The following is a 19,498-nucleotide window of genomic DNA, read 5'->3' on the forward strand; positions in this document are numbered from 1 at the left end:
GTAGAATTATTTGAAAAGAAAAACCGAAGTTAATACTTCGGTTTTTCTATTTTATATCTAGACTAAAATTACCAGCGAATCACTACCGATCCCCAAGTAAATCCGCTACCAAAAGCAGCTAATACTACCAAATCACCATCGTTGATTTTTCCTTCTTCCCAAGCTTCTGTCAATGCAATAATAACTGACGCAGCAGTCGTATTACCATACTTCATAATATTGTTATACACCTTGTCGTCAGACAACTGAAACTTCTTTTGAATAAACTGCGCAATACGTAAGTTCGCTTGATGCGGAATTAACATATCAATATCCTCTTTTTGCAATCCGTTTGCTTGTAAACCTTCAACGATTGCTTCTGAAAAACGAACAACCGCATGTTTAAATACAAATTGACCGTTCATATATGGATAATACGAAGTATCATCCGGATCATTTGCTTCCATAATTTCAGGAACCCAACGTCCTGTAGAAGGACCTTCTAACATTAATTCTTTCGCATATTTTCCTTCAGAATGTAAGTGAGAAGATAAAATTCCTTTTCCTTCCTCTTCTGAACGTGATAAAACAGCTGCTCCTGCTCCATCTCCAAAAATTACAGTAACCCCACGACCGCGCGTAGAACGTTCTAAACCACCTGAGTGATTTTCAGAACCAATTACTAAAACATTTTTATACATTCCTGTTTTAATAAACTGATCAGCGACAGAAAGCGAGTAAATAAATCCAGAACATTGATTACGAACATCTAATGCTCCAACAGTTGGCATATCTAACAAATCTTGAATTTGCACACCGCCTCCTGGAAAATATAATTCAGGACTCAACGTAGCAAAAATGATAAAATCAATATCATCTTTAGTCAATCCAGCACGCTCTATGGCTATTTTAGCGGCTTTTGCCCCCATTACCGATGTAGAGTCATCAGAAGTTTTTGGGTCGATCCAACGACGCTCTTTGATACCAGTTCTTTCTTGTATCCATTCATCACTCGTCTCCATAAACTGAGTCAAGTCATCGTTAGTCACTACGTTCTCAGGAACATAATAACCTAATCCTGTAATTTTTGAATTATACATATTTTTTAAAGTTGATTATTTTGTTGTTGTCAATTGCAGCCTGTAAAAATAGTAATTAATTAATACCTTTACAAAAAGACATAAAACTACAAATATTAACTAATTATTTGTGAACAGAAAAATTTCCTCTCATTATCAACCAAAGCTGTTATGTTTTTTGGTTTGTCTACTGCCTTTTCTTGTAAAGAAGAAGCTAGTGACAAAACCATTCCTCTGTTAAATAAAACTGCAAAAGGAAGTGTTTTTGGTTGAGCTGCTCCTAAAATAGACAAAGTTAATGTTGGAATTATTGGTTGTGGAAACCGAGGGCAAGTATTAGTACAAATGTTTGATTGGTTGGTAAAAAATGGAAATGCTGAAATTGTAGCTGTTTCTGATTTACGCAAAGAGAAAACAGACAAACTAAACGAACATCTTCAAAAAAACACACAATAAAACTGCTGATGCTTATTATGGAAGTCCTGAAGAATGGAAAAAGGTTGTTGAACGTGATGATATCGATTTATTAATAATTGCTACTCCTTGGGAATGGCATACGCCAATGACTTTATATGGAATGGAACAAGGCAAGCATGTAGCCTGCGAGGTTCCTGTAGCTTATACCTTAGAGGATTGTTGGAAGTTGATAGAAACCGTAGAACGCACACAAAAGCATTGTATAATGCAAGAAAATTGTCGCTATAATAATGAAGAAGAATTAGCTTGGTGGGGACATGAATGGTTGAAACCTGAAAAATATAATGAATACAGAGAAAAACACAACCATCCTCTTTGGGATAAACTAAAAACACAAATATCAGTCAATTCTGTAGGTCACGGAGGTATGGACTTTGTGATGATTTACCGCTTAATTAGATGCTTAAACCAAGGGTTACCGTTAGATATTAATGTATATGATAGTGTTTTATGGAGTGCTATTACGCCTCTTTCTGAGTTATCTGTAGCACAGAACAGTAGCTCTATTAAAGTTCCAGATTTTACAGGCGGAACCTGGAAAAACAACAACAAATCAGAAATGTTAAGAGATATTTAATCTATAATCAAAAAACACTAACTTGTAACGAGTTAGTGTTTTTTTAGTATTTATTTTTATCTGTTTTATAGAAAATTCACTTTAATCCTCTTCCACAACCCCAGTAGAATATATACTGTTACGAATGCAATTCCTGTTAACACCATAGCAATTGTATAATTTCCGTAAATCCAATTTCCAGTTGCAAACAAACTACTAAAGACTAAAATACAACCCGTAAAAGCAGCTAATAAACCATTACCTAAATTAACCGTTTCTTTCTCTTCCTCCAACGAAATATTATGCTCTTTTGCTTTAGCTAACACATACAACCATCCTGCCTTTTTAGGTTGAATTCTCTTATAAAAATTAATCAGCACTTCATCATCTTCCGGTTTCGTTAGCAGAGTTACCAACAGCCAAACAATAGTAGTAAACAACACCACTAATGGAAATTGCCAATAGCTTTCAAACACTCCTTCTGTTCCAAATAAATATTCAGCATTAAAATAAAAGATTAAAGAAAAAATTCCTGATGCTATCATTGCCGAAATTTCACTCCAAGCATTAATACGCCACCAAAACCAACGCAATAAAAATATAAGTCCAGTACCTGCACCAAACATTAATATAAATTTAAAGATCTCTAATGCATTGGTAAATAGTAAAGCTAATATTGCACTAAAAATCATTAAAACTACTGTTGCTAATTTCCCAACATTTACCAATGTTTTTTCATTAGCATTTGGATTTATATTTTGCTTATAAAAATCATTTACTATATAAGAAGCTCCCCAATTTAAATGAGTAGAAATTGTACTCATGTAAGCAGCTACTAACGATGTAAGCACAACACCTGCCAATCCACTAGGTAAGAACGTTAACATAGCTGGATATGCTAAATCATGCCCTAATTTGTCATCTGACACATTAGGAAAAGCCTCTTTTATACTCGCTAAATCAGGAAATACCACCAATGAAGCTAATGCTACAATAATCCATGGCCACGGACGCAAAGCATAATGTAAAATATTAAAGAAAAAAGTTGCTCCAATAGCGTGGTTTTCGTCTTTAGAAGCCAACATTCTTTGGGCTATATACCCTCCCCCTCCAGGTTCTGCTCCAGGGTACCAAGCACTCCACCATTGTACTGCTAAGGGAATAATAAAAATTGATATAAGCAGTTCCTTATTATTAAAATCTGGTAAAATTGATAGTTTATCTACTACATTAGGATGTGTTAATAAATTCTCTAAACCATCTACTTCAGGATGGTTTACTGCTACAAATGCAGCTCCAATAGCTCCTATCATAGCTACAAAAAACAATAAAAAATCGGTATATACTACTCCTTTAAATCCACCAATAGCACTAAAAATAACTGTAACTATCGAAGCTATACCTATTGTTTGAATTGGAGTTAAACCTAACATTACCTCTCCTATTTTTATAGCAGCTAAGGTTACACCAGCCATTGCCAAAACATTAAAAAATATTCCTAAGTAAAGTGATCTAAATCCTCTTAAAAATTTAGCTGGTTTTCCTCCATATCTAAGCTCATAAAACTCTAAATCAGTAGTTGATTGACTCTTTCTCCATAATTTCGCATAAATAAAAACGGTTAACATTCCTGTTAGTAAAAAAGCCCACCAAACCCAGTTTCCAGAAACACCATTGGTTCTAACAATATCGGTTATTAAATTAGGAGTATCAGTCGAAAAAGTTGTAGCTACCATTGAAACTCCCAATAACCACCAAGGCATATTTCTACCCGATAAAAAATACTCAGAAGCACTTTGTTTTGATTTTTTCGAAACCCAAATTCCTATTCCTAATGTGATACTGAAAAAAATAAAGATAAAAGTATAGTCAATCGTAGTTAGATTCATGAAATAAAATTTAATGTCGACCAAAATAATCAATCATATTAAATTATATTGGGCTTTTTAAATAAATATTATGACTTTAGTTATTCTTGCTGTTGGTATGAGAACTAGATATGGCGGATTAAAGCAATTGGACACTATTAGTAATGAAAATGAAACTATTATAGATTTTTCTATGTATGATGCTGTGAAATGTGGCTTTAAAAAAGTAGTTTTTGTAGTTCGGCAAGATTTTTTAGAAACCATAAAAGCCTTGTACTTACCTAAACTTCAAAACAAAATTAAGGTAGCGTTTGTTTGTCAAGAAGTAACCAATACTCCAGAAGAATTTTTAACTGATTACCTAAATAATGATGTTTACTATAAAACTAAACATTCTGAACATAATTTAGATAGAGCTATTAATCAATTTACTTTGGTAGAAAAAATTAGAGAACAGCAACAGGAAATAAATTTCTATATAAACGAAGTATATCTGTCATCTTGTCACTAATTTTTAATTGGTATTTTTTTTGACTATTCAATCCACAGAAAATAATATCAAACAAAATATATACTTATGAGTAAAGGAAACATTAATGTATCGGTTGAAAATATATTTCCACTGATTAAAAAATTCTTGTATTCTGACCACGAAATCTTTTTACGTGAGTTGATTTCGAACGGAACTGACGCTACTACTAAATTAAAACACCTTATCTCAATTGGTGAAGCTAAAACAGAATTAGGCGACGCTAAAATTGAAATAAGCATTGATAAAGATGCAAAAACCTTAACTATTAAAGACCAAGGTCTTGGTATGACTATGGAAGAGGTTGAAAAATACATCAACCAAATTGCTTTTTCTGGAGCTGAAGAGTTCTTAGAAAAATACAAAGACGACAAAAACGAAACAGGTGTTATTGGCCACTTCGGATTAGGTTTCTATTCAGCTTTTATGGTAGCCCATAAAGTAGAAATTTTCACCAAATCGTTCAAAGATGAGCCAGCTGCTCACTGGACATGTGATGGTTCTCCTGAATATACTTTAGTAGAACACGACAAAGCTGACAGAGGTACAGAAATCGTATTACATATTGCTGAAGATTCAACTGAATTTTTAGAAGAAGGTAAAATTAGCGGGTTGTTAACTAAATACAACCGTTTTAACCAAGTACCAATTAAGTTTGGAACTAAAGAAGAAACTTTACCTTTACCAGAAGGTGCTGCTGAAGATGCAAAACCAGAAACAATAACTGTTGATAATATTATCAACAACACAGATCCTGCATGGACAAAAAAACCTGCGGATTTAGAAGATGAAGATTATAAAAACTTCTACCGTGAATTGTATCCAATGCAATTTGAAGAGTCTTTATTCCACATTCACTTAAATGTAGATTATCCATTTAACTTAACAGGAATTTTATACTTCCCTAAGTTAACACAGAACTTGGATATGCAAAAGGATAAAATCCAATTGTACCAAAACCAAGTATTTGTAACGGATAATGTAGAAGGAATCGTTCCTGATTTCTTACAAATGTTAAAAGGGGTAATTGATTCTCCAGACATTCCTTTAAACGTTTCTCGTTCTTATTTGCAAGCTGACGGAGCCGTTAAAAAAATCTCTGGATACATTACTAAAAAAGTAGCAGACAAACTTTCTTCTTTGTTCAAAAATAATCGTGAAGATTTCGAACAAAAATGGAACGACATCAAGGTTATTATTGAATACGGAATGTTATCGGAAGAAAAATTCTTTGATAAAGCGAAGAAGTTTGCCTTATACCCTACTGTTGATAACAAGTTCTTTACGTTTGACGAATTAGTTGAAAAAACTAAAGATGCTCAAACCGATAAAGATGGAAATCATATCATTTTATACGCTGCAAACAAAGATGCGCAACACAGTTATATTGAAGATGCAAAAGCAAAAGGGTATGAAGTATTATTATTAGACTCTCCTATCGTTTCGCATTTAATGCAAAAATTAGAAATGGAATCTGGTGATGCTAAAGTACAATTCAAACGTGTAGATGCTGACCATATTGACAATTTAATTAAGAAAGACGATACGGTAATTTCTAAACTTTCTGACGAAGAAAAAGAGAAATTAAAGCCTGTTATTGAAGGAGCTGTAAATAACTCTAGTTATACAGTACAATTAGAAGCAATGGATTCTAACGCCTCTCCTTTCATAATTACCGTACCAGAATTTATGCGTCGTATGAAAGAAATGAGTGCTACTGGAGGTGGAGGAATGATGGGAATGGGTAATTTACCTGAAATGTATAACTTGGTAGTAAATACTAATCATGAGTTAGTATCAGAAATTTTAAATGCTGATGAAGACAAACAAAAACAATTAGTTACACAAGCATTTGATTTAGCTAAATTATCTCAAAACCTATTACATGGTGAAGAGTTAACCAACTTTATCAAGCGTAGCTACGAGTTAATAAAATAATAACAAAACAAGCTATTGGCATCAACAAAAGAGAATGAATACAACTTCATTCTCTTTTTTGTTTTGTAAATTGTAAACATGAATAACAAACCTCATCTTTATTTTAAAACAGACGCTGAATGACGAGAATGGTTGTTAGAAAACCACAATGAAAGTGATGGTGTACATCTCATTCTTTATAAAGTTGACCTTGACATACCTAGTATGCGTTGGGAAGAAGCGGTTAAAGTTGCGCTATGTTTTGGTTGGATTGATAGCACTGTAAAAAGCCTAGGTGATGGTAAACGACGACAATACTTTTCTCCTAGAAAACCTAAAAGTGTTTGGAGTGCTCTAAATAAAAAATACATTGAAGAATTAATTACACAAGATTTAATGCATGCTTCTGGAATTTCTTCTATAAAAATTGCCAAAGAGAACGGATCTTGGTCTGCCTTAGATTCCGTAGAAAATTTAATTGTTCCAGAAGATTTACAAGTTGAATTTGATAAAAATACAGTAGCATTTGACAACTATCAAAACTTTGCACCTTCTTACCGTAAAGGCTATTTATATTGGTTAAGTCAAGCTAAAAGAGAAACTACAAGAACAAAGCGAATTTATGAAATCATACGTTTATGTGTCATCAATCAAAAGTCTAGGTGATTTTTAGTATATTGTTGTACAATCAATTAACTATATGCAACAAGAATCCCTCGTCAAAAAATTTAAAGCTAAAGACGTTAAAGCTTTTGAAAAGCTGTATGATCTTTACAACGAAAGTGTGCAAGGTGTCGTTTTTAACATTGTTAGAGAACAATCCTTTGCCGAAGAAGTAAACCAAGACGTTTTTATAAAAGCTTGGAACAATGCCGAGTCTTATTCAGAAAAAAAAGGACGTTTTTTTACTTGGATTATCAATATTGCTCGAAATGCAGCTATAGATAAAATAAGATCTAAAAATTTTAAGAACAATACTAAAAACCTTGATGCCGAATTTTTCGTAGATATATTAGAGAATCACGATAGTTTAGATACAAAAACCGACTTTAAAACTTGATCCGCTTTCTCCTACTAGTTTAGGTACCATAGATAAATTTACAGCAAACGATAGTAAAATATTCACTATTAATAACCCTAACGAATCTCAAGCGTTTGGAATAACATTAGAACCTGCTGGTGGTAGTTAAACTCCAACCTTAGAACAATTATACACTTTAGGAGCAGTATAATATTATTTACCTTAAACTTTATAAATCAATATAGCCGCATAAAGCGGCTATATCTTTGTTGCTATTTAACCTTCAAAAATGACAACGTTACTAGAAGTCCCCCCCGGACAACATTATTGTTAAAAAGTATATCGTATTGTAGCTTTTGCTGAAAAAGGCGTTCCTGGTGTAAAGTGAATTTCTTCTACTGGATTTGGCTCATTTTCTAATCTTGATTCCGTAGCAAACTGTGTTTCGTTCCAGGCTACATCAAAAATATTCTCTAGTGCAACTCCTAATGTTATATTATTTATTTTATAACTAAGATTCGCATCAGTAATAAAATACCCCTCAGCAACTATTGAGTTATCTTCATTTGCAGGTCTATCACCTATATACCTATAATGTATTCCTCCTGAAAAATTCTTATAATCATTTAAGGATATTCCTCCTGTCACCGTTACTTTAGGTGCTAAAGGAATATTATTTTCTCCTGAAGGATCATCAACACTTTCTGCTTTTGTAAAAGTTGCATCACTATCAAAATATAACCAATCTGTTAATTGATACCTAAGTCCTAAATCGATACCATAACGTTGAGCCTCTCCTGAAGGTTCTACTATACCAGCATCTCCAACATAAACTAATTCATCTTCTGACAATAAATACCATAACGCTGTATTAAAAACTAACTTTTGTGTAGGTTTCCAAACAGTTCCTAAATCAACACCGTAAGCTCTTGGTAATGTTTTTTTATTAGGCTGGGTAGCCACTACCCTTGTATCGTTTGAATGAAACCCAATTCCTGATTTTAAAAACCATTGAATTTTAGTACTTGGAGTATAGGTTATATTAATTTTAGGGTTTACAACTACTTGTGACTTTGAAAATGTTTCATATTCATCTAATAAGTAATCGTTGTAATTGAATTTTAGATAATCCAATCGTACTGCTGGTGCTACCATAAATTTTCCTAGCTCAAACTCACTATTTACAAAAGCATAATAATTTGTTTGACTCACCTTACCCAACTGTAACTGCTCTAATACTTCTTTTCTTTGAAGTGTATGCGATAGCTCTAAATTATCAACAATATCAGCTCTTAAACCTGTTCCAAAAGTAAGTTCTACAGGAGTATTTGATAAATATGTTTTCTTTTTAAACTGTGTATTGAAACCAAAAACATCTCTATTTTCCGTCTGTTTTATTTGATCTCCATTTACAGGATCTTCTAAAAAGAAGGTAAAGTTTGAAAACAAGTTGAAATTATAATTCGAGTAGAAAACATTTGAGGTTACACTAACATCATTCTTTAAAACTTTAGTGTGCTCTAAATTGATATTTGTTCTTGATGTTGTTCCTCCTTCAGTATCATCAATAGCGCCAAAACGAGTAATATTACCGTTGTCTACCTCTCGTTGTGGTATTTGACCCGATGCATCCCATTTACTGGTAAAATGCGATGCTGATATTGCTAAACTGCTATTATCTTTTAAAAAAGTTCTATACTTTGTAAACAGGTTGATTCTGCTAAAGTTCTGTGGAGATTTTACAAAACCATCAGTTTCTAAATATTCAATTGCTACGTACGCATTATCTGTGCTGTTTTTATCTAACAAATTAAACATTCCTAAAGTTCTAAAAGTGTTGAACTGTCCTAACCCTACTTCAACCTGACTATTTTCTAAAAATGTTTTTGTTTTAAACTCAACATATCCTGCTGTATTAAAATCTCCTTTATTAGCATAATAAGGTCCTTTTCCGAAGTTAATTTTCTCAATAGTTTCAGGTATTATAAAGTGTAAATCGCTATACCCTTGTCCGTGTGCATGAGAAACCATATTAACAGGAGTTCCATCTACCGATAATGCAATATCAGTTCCATGATCAATATCAAAACCTCTTAAAAAAATTTGTTCGGCTTTTCCTCCTCCTGCATGTTGCCCTATAAAGAGTCCAGGTACTCGTTGTAAAATTTGTTGAGATGAGTTTACTGGTTTTTTATCTAAATCTACCTTAACAATAGTTTGTAACGGATCTCTCTTATTAGACAAAACCATTTCATCTAACAAGAAATCTTTCATTTCTAAAACTATTGTTTTCGAACCTTTTAAATCCTCATTCTTTAATTCAATATTAATTTTTTTGTATCCTAAAATTCCAAACTCTACATTATCACCTTCTTTTGAATTATCTAAGGTAAACTCTCCTTTTAAGTTAGTATGTGTATGGGTATTACTAGTTGTATTGTACACATAAACATCCTCTAAAGGCTTTTTGTTGGTATTTAATACCTTTCCTTTAAATTGTTGTGAAAATACATGGTAACTACCTAGCAATAATGCTAAAAATAAAATCTTTGTTTTCAAAATACTGAAGTTTGGTTATATATTCAAAATTTTTTCTGTCATCAACGGACCTAATTCAAAAGAGCTATCTAATAACTCTTCTTTTAAAGCCATAGCTTTATCATTAATTCCATTTGCTTTGTAAATTTCAGCTATATGATACTGTATTTCGGGCTCGAAAGTTTTATCTACTACATATGTATTAATTACTTCTAAAGCTTTTTTAAAGTCTTTATTTTTGTAATAATACCAGGCTAGTAAATCGTAAGATTGTGGCGTAGACCTACTCTCAATTTTTTTTTCGATGTATGATAACGCACTAGATGTGTCATTAAATTCTTCTAAATATAATTTAGCTAAATGCTGATTATACATTACACCATATGAACTATTTTTTACAGCCGATAAATATACCTCTATATTACTTTCTTTTATTGTTAAATTATTCTTAAACTCGGCTATTACTGCCTTTAACAAATAGTAATCTGGAGAAGAATGTTCGTTACTTATGATATCTAAAATTCGGAGTGCTTCATCTGGATTTTTATCATGAGAATATACTATCCAAGCAATACCTTTTTTTGCATAAGTATTATTATTATCTAATTCTAAAGCTTTCAAGTATAAATTATAAGAATCTTGTATTTGCCCATTATGCCCATAAAAATCAGCTAAATTAGTATAGCTCCAAACCTTTAAATCTTTGTCATTTGCTTCTTCTGCTTTCTTCATTGCTTTTTCCATAAAACGAATTGCAGAAGACAAATATCCTTTATGATCATACCTTTTTGAAACTCTTATTAAATAATCAAAATCAGAATAATCTTCAATTTTTGCTAAGTATTCTGAAGCATTTTGAATATCTCCCAACTCTAAATAAACATCAAACAACATTTTCTGAGTAGCATTAAGGTTTTCTCCGTTTATTTCTGCTTTTTTTAATAGCTCTAACGATTCTTTAAATCGATGCTGAGAAATAAAATTCCTTGCTAAAGATCTTACATAAGATGCTTTATTATAGTTAGTTTTTTGATTGATTTCTAGCAACTTTTGCTCTGCTTCTATCAAATAAGAAATATCTCCTTTTTCTGAGAACAATAATGTGTTTGCCTTTGCTAGCTTACTTAAATACGGATACTGTGTTGGTTGATTTTTTAACTTTTCTTGCCAAAAGTTAAGTTCAGTTTGAGCTAAAGATGTTGATGCAGTTTCTATGTTTTGGATATACTTATTATAATCCCTTTTATCCGCTATTTGTGTTTTTTTTGAAGTTGAACAACTTACTATAACACTAGTTAAAATAGTATATATAATTATTTTAAAAGTTTTCATTGTCGAAGGTTTAAGTTAGTTTTTTCATTGTTAAGAATTTTAATAGTTAATTACTCTTTCATCCTTACTTACGAGAAAAACACAATCACGGTTTTTTATTTTTTCATTTTTTTCAAAAAATAAAATTTCACACCTCCTAAAACAATCAATTTCTACCTTATTCTTTTTAAGAAAAACTTCACTAAACTCTTTTCTTTTATTAAAAATGAATTGTTTATTTTTGAGTACTATGGCTACTATTTTAATTACAGGCGGAACCGGTTTAATAGGTAAAGAGTTAACTAAAAAATTAACCAACAAAGGACATGTTGTAAACATTCTTAGTAGGAATCCTAAAAAAAACAATGAGTTTCGTTGGAGTCTTAAAGAAAATTTTATTGATAAAGATGCTTTTACTAATGTGAGCCACATTATTCATTTAGCTGGAGCTGGAATTGCTGATAAACGCTGGACAAACGAACGAAAGCAAGAACTAATTAACAGTAGAGTAAAAACTGCCAGTTTACTTTTTAATAAAGTACAAGAATATAAGACACCTCTAAAAACATTTATTTCAGCATCGGCTATTGGTTATTACGGAGCTATTACATCAGATGAAATTTTTACTGAAGAAGACGATCCTGAAAATGACTTTATTTCAAAAGTTTGTGTAAAATGGGAAAATGAAGCTCATAAATTTGAACATTTAGATATTTCTGTAACTATTTTAAGAACAGGTATTGTGCTTACTAAAAGCGATGGTGCTTTGCAAAAAATGAATACTCCTTTATTTTTATCTTCACTTGGTGGTGGAAAACAATACATGCCTTGGATTCACATAGATGATTTATGTGCTTTGTATATAAAAGCTGTGGAAGACAAAAAGTTTACAGGAATTTTTAATGCTGTTGCACCAGAACATCAAACCAATGAAAACTTTACTAAAACATTGGCTACAACGTTAAAAAAACCTCTATTTCCCTTCAACGTTCCCTCTTTTGTTTTAAAAACTGTATTAGGTGAAATGGCTTATGTTTTGTTAAACGGCAGTAGAGTTTCTGCTAAAAAAGTAAGAAAATCCTATTCGTTTAATTTTCCTGATTTACAATCAGCTTTAAACAATGTTTATAATGAAAAATAAGCTTAAGAATCCTGTTTGGCACTCACTATGTGAAACACATCAAAAGTTTGTAATTGATTATGATGAAGTAAAATTTTACGATCCAAAAATTTGTCCTTTTGGAGCTTTTACAAATAGTTCTAAAACTGCAGCAGCTCTTAATGAATATGCTAAACTAACTGATAAATTCTTTTTAGTTTCTGAAAATGAGACTCCAACCTTCGATAGCAACTATATTAAATTAGATAAAAAAATTGAAGGTTGTCAAATGGTTCTTGATAATTTGGTTGAGCTAGAAATTTCAGAAGAAATTGTTCAACTAACCGAAAATCATATCGATGAAATTTATAATTTGATTTGGTTAGTAATGCCTGGATATTACAAAAAACGAACTTTTGATATGGGAAAATACTTTGGTGTTTTTAAAGACAATCAACTTGTAGCTATTACTGGGCAACGTATGCAAACAGATGATTTTGTAGAAGTAAGTGCTGTAGTTACTCACCCTAACTACACTAGAAGAGGATTAGCAAAACAGCTTACTCATTTTGTTACTCAAGAAATTATCAAAGATGGAAAACATCCTATGTTACATACTACCAAAGGAAATCCTGCCATTGGACTTTATGAAAAGTTAGGCTATCAACTTACTCGTGATATGAATTGGTGGTACTATCATAAAAAGTAAAAGCCCAGAATTTCTTCTGAGCTTTTTTGTCGTACTATTTTTTAGTTTAATTTTTAAACTGATTCATTGTCATGTTCGTTGTGAAATCTTGACCTTGAATTTTCATTGTCATATTGATTTTAGACTCTGTCAATAATCCCGATTTTTTATCAATATCTATAGCCCCTGTTATATCTCCATCTGCTATTCCAGTAACTTTTCCACTAACATCAATTAAAACATTTTTAGAAGATATCGATTTAACTTTATAAGTAAAATCCATATTCATTCCTTCTTGATTTTTAGTCATTGTCCAAGTATCTCCTACTGCCACAGCATTTTCAGGATACACAACACTATTAGACTGTTCTGTAATTTTTTCTGCACCTTGAAAGTTCGGTTCTGCCTTTGATTCTAAAATAGTACCTCTTTTATCTCCTTTCATAGTAATAACAGCATCCATCATAGGCTTCATTTGAGTTCTCATCACTTTTCCTGCTTCGTCTAATTCTTCCTCTTTTTTAGTTGAATCGTATGACATCTGTAAAGCACCTTGCTTCATATCCATTACCATTTTAGTATACTTTGCAGTACTTTCATAGGTGTCTTTTGAAACATTAGTAATATCATATTCCATTTGAATATCCATATCATTAGTCATCTCTCCCATACCCATTTCTTGAGCCATTTTCATAGTCATTGTGTATGAATCTCCTTTTTCATAGTTTAAACGAAGTAATACCTTTTCTTGAGCTAATGTTATTGTTGAAACGAATAATAACAAGGCTATAATTTTTTTAGTCATTTTTTATCAGATTTTAATTTTTACACGAATGTATGTAATTAAAAATTCTCAATTCTCATTTTGATTCTATTTTTTTTTTAGCCACATTTGAAGAACTATAACTTAACCATGAAAACAATTCTTAACACAAACAACGAAGTTTCAATGTTTTATAAAAAAGGAAACCTTACCAATGAAACGCTAATTAAACTATACAAACAACTACTTTTACCAAGGCTCATAGAAGAAAAAATGCTTATTCTATTACGTCAAGGAAAAATATCAAAATGGTTTAGTGGTATTGGTCAAGAAGCAGTATCTGTCGGAGTTACTGCTGCACTAACAAACGATGAATATATTTTGCCAATGCACCGAAATTTAGGTGTTTTTACTACTCGAGGAATTCCTTTATATCGATTGTTTTCTCAATGGCAAGGAAAAGAGAATGGCTTTACCAAAGGAAGAGATCGTAGCTTTCACTTCGGAACTCAAGAATATAAGCTTGTAGGAATGATTTCTCATTTAGGTCCTCAATTAGGAATCGCTGACGGAATCGCTCTTGCCAATAAACTTAGAGGAGATAAAAAAGCCTGCGCTGTTTTTACAGGCGATGGTGGTACCAGCGAAGGTGATTTCCACGAAGCATTAAATGTAGCTTCGGTATGGAATTTACCCGTTTTATTTTGTGTAGAAAATAACGGATATGGACTTTCCACTCCTACTTCAGAACAGTATAACTGTGAACATATTACAGATAGAGGAATCGGCTACGGAATGGAAGCTCATATTATTGATGGAAATAATATTTTAGAAGTGTACACCAAAGTTTCTGAATTAGCAGAAAGCATTCGTGAAAATCCGAGACCTATTTTACTGGAGTTTAAAACCTTTAGAATGCGTGGACACGAAGAAGCTAGTGGAACTAAATATGTACCTGAAGAATTGATGGAAGAATGGGCTTTAAAAGACCCTATTGAAAATTATAGAAATTTCCTTATTGAAGAGAAAATACTCACACCAGAAGAGGACGAGAAATTTAAAAACGAGTTTAAGGACATCATCCAAGAACATTTGAATACGACTTTTGATGAACCAGTTATTACTTCCTCAATTGAAAATGAATTAAATGATGTATATAAAACATCTTCTCCAGATATTGTAACTCCTAATTCGGTAACAAAAAACATTCGTTTAATAGACGCCATTTCAGAAGGTTTAAAGCAATCTATGGAACGTTACGACGATTTAGTTATTATGGGGCAAGATGTTGCTGAATATGGTGGTGTATTTAAAATCACTGAAGGATTTGTAGAAGCTTTTGGGAAGGAAAGAGTTCGCAATACACCAATCTGTGAATCCGCAATTGTTTCTTTAGCTTACGGATTGGTGGTCAACGGAATGAAAGCTGTAATGGAAATGCAATTTGCCGATTTTGTTTCTACAGGCTTTAATCCTATTGTCAATCTATTAGCCAAGTCGCATTATCGTTGGAATCAAAAAGCCGATGTTGTAATACGAATGCCTTGTGGCGCTGGTGTGGGTGCAGGTCCTTTTCATTCTCAAACCAATGAGGCTTGGTTTACCAAAACTCCAGGATTAAAAGTAGTATATCCTGCTTTTCCGTACGATGCAAAAGGATTATTAACCGCTGCTATTAACGATCCGAATCCTGTCTTATTCTTTGAACATAAAGGATTGTACAGAAGTACGTATCAAGATGTTCCTATAGAATATTACACGCTACCTTTAGGTAAAGCGGTTGTTTTAAAGGAAGGAAATGAGGTTACAATTATTAGTTTTGGTGCTGCGGTACATTGGACTTTAGAAACCTTAGAACAGGTAGCCGTATCAGCTGATGTAATTGATTTACGAAGCTTACAACCTTTAGATACCGAAACTATTTACAACTCGGTTAAAAAAACAGGAAAAGTAATTATTTTACAAGAAGATTCTTTATTTGGAAGTGTTTCTAGTGATATTTCTTCTCTTATTATGGAAAACTGTTTTGAGTATTTAGACGCTCCTGTAAAAAGAGTGGCAAGTATTGAAACTCCTATTCCGTTCGCTGGAAATTTAGAAAAGGAATACTTACCCAAAGAGCGTTTTAAAGAAGAATTGCTACAGCTAATCGCTTATTAATACAAAAGCTCACTTTTCAGTGAGCTTTTTTTGTTATTTATGAATGATGAAAATAGCGGGACGCTTGTGTAAATCTGGTTTAACGCTTTTCCACTCTTTTATTGTTAGTGTTTTAATATACTCTGTTGGAAGTGTAATATCACATGCAACACAAACCCTTGTTTCAGGAGATAAAGTAGCTCGTAAATCGTCTAACATTTTCTCATTTCTATAAGGTGTTTCTATAAATAGTTGCGATTGATTTTTATCTTTTGATAGCTTCTCTAAGTCTTTGATTGCTTTTTTTCTTTCCGCTTTATCAATCGGTAAATATCCGTTAAAAGCAAAACTCTGCCCATTCATTCCCGATGCCATAATAGCCAACAAAATTGATGATGGACCAACCAATGGCACTACTTGAATTCCTTTTTGATGCGCTAATTTTACTATGCTCGCTCCTGGATCAGCCACCGCAGGCACTCCTGCTTCTGAAAGTAAACCTACAGACACTCCTGTTTCGCAAATATCTAGATAATTCTTAGTTTCTAAATCATCTGAATATTTATCTAACAACATCAACTGTAAGGAAGGTTGAGATTTAGTAGGTGTAATTCTTTTAATAAACCTTCTAGCCGACTTCTCATTTTCTACAATAAAATAATCTAATTGCTCTACCACTTTTTTAACCGACAAAGGCATCACCTCTAAAGGTTCAGTATCTCCTAAAGTTGTGGGAATCAAGTATAATTTACCTTTCATTATTTATCTCTAATTTTGAAGCGATAATTGTACACACTTCATCTAACATTTTATACACGTTTTCAAAACCTTGATCTCCTCCATAATACGGATCAGGAACACTCATATCTTCATTAGGATACAATTCGTTCAAAATCATTTTTACTTTTTCTCGTTGCATACTGTTTTCAGACATCGCTACAATATCTTCGTAATTACTTTTATCCATAGCAAAAATCATGTCAAACTTATCAAAATCAGCTTTTTCAAACTTTCTTGAACGTTGATTTGTAATATCAATCCCATATTTTTTTGCTACTTGAACAGAACGTTTATCTGGTAATTCGCCTACATGATAACCAGCAGTTCCTGCAGAATCAACTTCATATAACTCTGAAGATAATTTTGCTTGTAAAATTCCTTCTGCCAATGGTGATCGACAAATATTTCCCAAACAAACCATTAATATTTTTTTCATCTCTATAAAATAAAAAAACCTCACTTAGTGAGGCTATTTTTTAAAGCGTTAATTTCTTCGTTAAATCTTCAACGTACTTTTTAAACTGCTTATCAGTCTCCGTTAAATTATCTACAGTTTTACAAGCATGCAATACAGTAGCGTGGTCTCTTTTACCAATTTGACTTCCAATACTTGCTAATGACGATTTTGTCATACGTTTAGCAAAATACATAGCCAATTGACGTGCTTGTACAATATGACGTTTACGTGTTTTTGATTGTAAAGTTGCCACATCCATATCAAAATACTTCGATACCACTTTTTGAATATAATCAACCGACAACTCTTTTTTCGTATTCTTTACAAACTTATCTACAATTTGTTTTGCCAACTCAATTGTAAACTCTTTTCTGTTGAAAGAAGCTTGTGCAATCATCGAAATAATTACTCCTTCTAACTCACGAACATTCGATTTGATATTTTTAGCAATATACTCTACAATTTCTTCTGGCATTTCAACACCATCTCTATACAATTTGTTTTGTAAGATAGAAATTCTTGTTTCATAATCTGGCACTTGCAATTCAGCTGACAATCCCCATTTAAAACGAGACAATAATCGTTGCTCAATATCTTGCATATCAACAGGCGCTTTATCTGAAGTTAAAATTACCTGTTTTCCGTTTTGATGTAAATGGTTAAATATATGGAAGAACACATCTTGTGTACCCGCTTTTCCTGATAAAAACTGAACATCATCAATAATCAACACATCAATCATTTGATAAAAATGAATAAAATCATTTCTTGTATTTGACTTTACCGAATCGATAAATTGTTGTGTAAATTTTTCCGAAGAAATATATAAAACGGTCTTATCTGGATATTTATCTTTTATTTCAACACCAATAGCATGTGCTAAATGCGTTTTTCCTAAACCAACCCCACCATAAATTAATAATGGATTAAATGAGGTACCTCCTGGTTTATTCGCAACTGCCATACCTGCAGAACGTGCTAATCGGTTTGAATCTCCTTCTACAAAATTCACAAAATTGTAGTTCGGATTTAACTGAGATTCAATCTTTACCTTTTGTAAACCTGGAATAATAAAAGGATTCTTCAATTCGCGTTTCGACTCTAACGGAACTGTTACCTTTTGAGGTTTTAAAGGATTACGGTTGGAACTTGGTATTTTTACCGTTTGCGGACTATTACTACTATACGTATTTTCCATACGTACATCATAGATTAATTTTGCATCACTTCCTAACTGACGAACTAAAGCAACTCTTAGCAATTTAATATAATGCTCTTCTAACCATTCGTAAAAAAACTTACTAGGTACTTGTACAGTTAAAGCTTCCCCCGCTAATTTAATAGGCTTAATTGGCTCGAACCAAGTTTTGTATGCTTGAGGTTTAATGTTGTCTTTGATAAAAGACAAGCATTCCATCCAAACTGAATCGGCTGTTTTAGTCATATTCGGTAAAAAATCAATTTTAGTTGTTAATTTTTATTCAGATTTAGGGGACACCAAACACCAACGTCTGGGCGAACAAAAGTGTGAATAAATTTTAGTATAAAAAAATCAAATCGCCATTGACTTTTATTTTTTTTTTGCGTAATGTTAAAGCACATTAAATAAAAAATTCTTTTGCAAAAACATCTTACATCTATACGTGTTCGGTATGCTGAAACTGATCAAATGGGAGTAGTTTACCACGGAAACTACGCGCAATTTTTTGAGATTGGTCGCACCGAATGGCTACGTTCTTTGGGCGTTACATACAAAGATATGGAAAAAACAGGTACCATGCTACCGGTAATTTCTTTATCTTCTAATTTTAAAAAATCAGCTTTATACGACGATGAATTAACGGTTAGCACTATTCTAAAAAAAATACCTTCAGTTAAAATTGAATTTGATTATGAAATCACCAATCAAAACAACGAACTAATTTGTACAGGCAACACCGTTTTGGCTTTTATTAACATTGAAACCAAAAAACCTATGCGTTGTCCTGATTATATTTTAGATAAATTAGCTGCTTCAAAATAACTAAACAAAAAAATTAATGAAAATATATACGAAAACTGGCGATAAAGGAACTACTGCTCTATTTGGCGGCACTCGAGTACCAAAATACCATTTACGAATAGAAAGCTACGGAACTGTTGATGAATTAAACTCTTACATTGGTTTAATCAGAGACCAAGAAATAGACGACTCTTTAAAAAAAGCCCTAGCAAAGATTCAAAGCGATTTGTTCACTCTTGGAGCCATGTTAGCCACTCCACCAGAAAAAGAAGTTTTAAAAAGTGGTAAGGAGCGT

19 protein-coding genes and 1 pseudogene are annotated in these 19,498 nt (G+C 32.3%); 11 read left to right on the forward strand and 9 right to left on the reverse strand.

Annotated features, from left to right (window positions below):
- Positions 1–68: 68 nt before the first annotated feature.
- Complete coding sequence (locus tag OU788_RS06150) at positions 69–1,079, reverse strand: 3-oxoacyl-ACP synthase III family protein (protein WP_274634346.1); 1,011 nt, start codon at positions 1,077–1,079, stop codon at positions 69–71.
- A gap of 95 nt (positions 1,080–1,174) precedes the next feature.
- Positions 1,175–1,351, reverse strand: a complete 177-nt coding sequence (locus OU788_RS06155; protein WP_274634347.1) for a hypothetical protein — start codon at positions 1,349–1,351, stop codon at positions 1,175–1,177.
- A gap of 140 nt (positions 1,352–1,491) precedes the next feature.
- Here OU788_RS06155 and OU788_RS06160 point away from each other — a divergent pair, with 140 nt between their 5' ends.
- Positions 1,492–2,112 carry a Gfo/Idh/MocA family protein gene (locus OU788_RS06160; protein WP_274634363.1) on the forward strand — a complete coding sequence of 207 codons (621 nt, stop codon included), beginning with the start codon at positions 1,492–1,494 and terminating at the stop codon, positions 2,110–2,112.
- A gap of 65 nt (positions 2,113–2,177) precedes the next feature.
- On the opposite strand, the gene OU788_RS06165 is transcribed toward OU788_RS06160, so the two are convergent.
- A complete protein-coding gene (locus tag OU788_RS06165) occupies positions 2,178–3,980 on the reverse strand; it encodes a sodium:solute symporter family protein (RefSeq protein WP_274634348.1) in 1,803 nt (600 codons plus the stop codon).
- 70 nt (positions 3,981–4,050) lie between these two features.
- On the opposite strand from OU788_RS06165, the gene OU788_RS06170 reads away from it, so the two are divergent.
- The 5 genes and pseudogenes from OU788_RS06170 to OU788_RS06190 form a co-directional block, all read left to right on the forward strand.
- Positions 4,051–4,470 carry a hypothetical protein gene (locus tag OU788_RS06170; RefSeq protein ID WP_274634349.1) on the forward strand — a complete coding sequence of 140 codons (420 nt, stop codon included), beginning with the start codon at positions 4,051–4,053 and terminating at the stop codon, positions 4,468–4,470.
- Positions 4,471–4,536: 66 nt separating this feature from the next.
- On the forward strand, positions 4,537–6,426 hold the full coding sequence (gene htpG / locus OU788_RS06175; RefSeq protein WP_274634350.1) for a molecular chaperone HtpG: 1,890 nt from the start codon (positions 4,537–4,539) through the stop codon (positions 6,424–6,426).
- A 132-nt stretch (positions 6,427–6,558) separates the two neighbouring features.
- Complete coding sequence (locus tag OU788_RS06180; RefSeq protein ID WP_274634351.1) at positions 6,559–7,071, forward strand: YdeI/OmpD-associated family protein; 513 nt, start codon at positions 6,559–6,561, stop codon at positions 7,069–7,071.
- A gap of 34 nt (positions 7,072–7,105) precedes the next feature.
- Positions 7,106–7,465, forward strand: coding sequence for an RNA polymerase sigma factor (locus tag OU788_RS06185; RefSeq protein WP_342454919.1), 360 nt, complete (start codon positions 7,106–7,108; stop codon positions 7,463–7,465).
- Positions 7,452–7,595 (forward strand): annotated as a pseudogene (locus OU788_RS06190) (anti-sigma factor); the annotation flags it as partial. The gene OU788_RS06185 and the pseudogene OU788_RS06190, both read left to right, overlap by 14 nt.
- A gap of 161 nt (positions 7,596–7,756) precedes the next feature.
- Here OU788_RS06190 and OU788_RS06195 read toward each other — a convergent pair.
- Entirely contained in the window at positions 7,757–9,985 is a 2,229-nt protein-coding gene (locus OU788_RS06195) for a TonB-dependent receptor (protein WP_274634352.1), read from the reverse strand.
- 15 nt (positions 9,986–10,000) lie between these two features.
- Positions 10,001–11,296 (reverse strand): tetratricopeptide repeat protein, encoded by a 1,296-nt coding sequence (locus OU788_RS06200; RefSeq protein WP_274634353.1) that lies wholly within the window; start codon positions 11,294–11,296, stop codon positions 10,001–10,003.
- 205 nt (positions 11,297–11,501) lie between these two features.
- Here OU788_RS06200 and OU788_RS06205 point away from each other — a divergent pair, with 205 nt between their 5' ends.
- The gene (locus OU788_RS06205; protein WP_274634354.1) at positions 11,502–12,416 is read left to right on the forward strand and encodes a TIGR01777 family oxidoreductase; all 915 of its coding nucleotides are present in this window, start codon (positions 11,502–11,504) and stop codon (positions 12,414–12,416) included.
- Positions 12,406–13,083 (forward strand): GNAT family N-acetyltransferase, encoded by a 678-nt coding sequence (locus tag OU788_RS06210; protein WP_274634355.1) that lies wholly within the window; start codon positions 12,406–12,408, stop codon positions 13,081–13,083. The genes OU788_RS06205 and OU788_RS06210 overlap by 11 nt, the downstream gene beginning before the upstream one ends.
- A gap of 46 nt (positions 13,084–13,129) precedes the next feature.
- On the opposite strand, the gene OU788_RS06215 is transcribed toward OU788_RS06210, so the two are convergent.
- Positions 13,130–13,867, reverse strand: coding sequence for a DUF6263 family protein (locus OU788_RS06215; RefSeq protein ID WP_274634356.1), 738 nt, complete (start codon positions 13,865–13,867; stop codon positions 13,130–13,132).
- 144 nt (positions 13,868–14,011) lie between these two features.
- Between OU788_RS06215 and OU788_RS06220 the strand changes: the two genes are divergently transcribed.
- A complete protein-coding gene (locus tag OU788_RS06220) occupies positions 14,012–15,985 on the forward strand; it encodes an alpha-ketoacid dehydrogenase subunit alpha/beta (RefSeq protein WP_446751478.1) in 1,974 nt (657 codons plus the stop codon).
- Between the two features lie 33 nt (positions 15,986–16,018).
- On the opposite strand, the gene OU788_RS06225 is transcribed toward OU788_RS06220, so the two are convergent.
- From OU788_RS06225 to dnaA, 3 genes are read right to left on the reverse strand one after another with little or no spacing between them, the layout of a single operon-like run.
- Positions 16,019–16,723 (reverse strand): SAM-dependent methyltransferase, encoded by a 705-nt coding sequence (locus OU788_RS06225; RefSeq protein WP_274634358.1) that lies wholly within the window; start codon positions 16,721–16,723, stop codon positions 16,019–16,021.
- Positions 16,713–17,180, reverse strand: a complete 468-nt coding sequence (locus OU788_RS06230; protein ID WP_274634359.1) for a low molecular weight protein-tyrosine-phosphatase — start codon at positions 17,178–17,180, stop codon at positions 16,713–16,715. The genes OU788_RS06225 and OU788_RS06230 overlap by 11 nt, the downstream gene beginning before the upstream one ends.
- Before the next feature lie 40 nt (positions 17,181–17,220).
- Positions 17,221–18,645 (reverse strand): chromosomal replication initiator protein DnaA, encoded by a 1,425-nt coding sequence (gene dnaA, locus OU788_RS06235; RefSeq protein WP_274634360.1) that lies wholly within the window; start codon positions 18,643–18,645, stop codon positions 17,221–17,223.
- Between the two features lie 174 nt (positions 18,646–18,819).
- On the opposite strand from dnaA, the gene OU788_RS06240 reads away from it, so the two are divergent.
- Together OU788_RS06240 and OU788_RS06245 are read left to right on the forward strand one after the other, a co-directional pair.
- Positions 18,820–19,224, forward strand: a complete 405-nt coding sequence (locus OU788_RS06240; RefSeq protein ID WP_274634361.1) for an acyl-CoA thioesterase — start codon at positions 18,820–18,822, stop codon at positions 19,222–19,224.
- Positions 19,225–19,240: 16 nt separating this feature from the next.
- Positions 19,241–19,498: ATP:cob(I)alamin adenosyltransferase (locus OU788_RS06245; protein WP_274634362.1), on the forward strand; the 258-nt coding region annotated here is incomplete at its 3' end.

The organism is Tenacibaculum sp. L6 (assembly GCF_028823685.1).
Lineage (GTDB): Bacteria > Bacteroidota > Bacteroidia > Flavobacteriales > Flavobacteriaceae > Polaribacter.

Excerpts from the sequence above, each read along its gene's own strand:
- OU788_RS06150 (WP_274634346.1), bottom strand. The coding sequence starts at position 1,079 with ATGTATAATTCAAAAATTACAGGATTAGGTTATTATGTTCCTGAGAAC.
- OU788_RS06165 (WP_274634348.1), bottom strand. The coding sequence starts at position 3,980 with ATGAATCTAACTACGATTGACTATACTTTTATCTTTATTTTTTTCAGT.
- OU788_RS06170 (WP_274634349.1), top strand. The coding sequence starts at position 4,051 with ATGACTTTAGTTATTCTTGCTGTTGGTATGAGAACTAGATATGGCGGA.
- htpG (WP_274634350.1), top strand. The coding sequence starts at position 4,537 with ATGAGTAAAGGAAACATTAATGTATCGGTTGAAAATATATTTCCACTG.
- OU788_RS06185 (WP_342454919.1), top strand. The coding sequence starts at position 7,106 with ATGCAACAAGAATCCCTCGTCAAAAAATTTAAAGCTAAAGACGTTAAA.
- OU788_RS06200 (WP_274634353.1), bottom strand. The coding sequence starts at position 11,296 with ATGAAAACTTTTAAAATAATTATATATACTATTTTAACTAGTGTTATA.
- OU788_RS06205 (WP_274634354.1), top strand. The coding sequence starts at position 11,502 with ATGAATTGTTTATTTTTGAGTACTATGGCTACTATTTTAATTACAGGC.
- OU788_RS06210 (WP_274634355.1), top strand. The coding sequence starts at position 12,406 with ATGAAAAATAAGCTTAAGAATCCTGTTTGGCACTCACTATGTGAAACA.
- OU788_RS06215 (WP_274634356.1), bottom strand. The coding sequence starts at position 13,867 with ATGACTAAAAAAATTATAGCCTTGTTATTATTCGTTTCAACAATAACA.
- OU788_RS06220 (WP_446751478.1), top strand. The coding sequence starts at position 14,012 with ATGTTTTATAAAAAAGGAAACCTTACCAATGAAACGCTAATTAAACTA.
- OU788_RS06225 (WP_274634358.1), bottom strand. The coding sequence starts at position 16,723 with ATGAAAGGTAAATTATACTTGATTCCCACAACTTTAGGAGATACTGAA.
- OU788_RS06230 (WP_274634359.1), bottom strand. The coding sequence starts at position 17,180 with ATGAAAAAAATATTAATGGTTTGTTTGGGAAATATTTGTCGATCACCA.
- dnaA (WP_274634360.1), bottom strand. The coding sequence starts at position 18,645 with ATGACTAAAACAGCCGATTCAGTTTGGATGGAATGCTTGTCTTTTATC.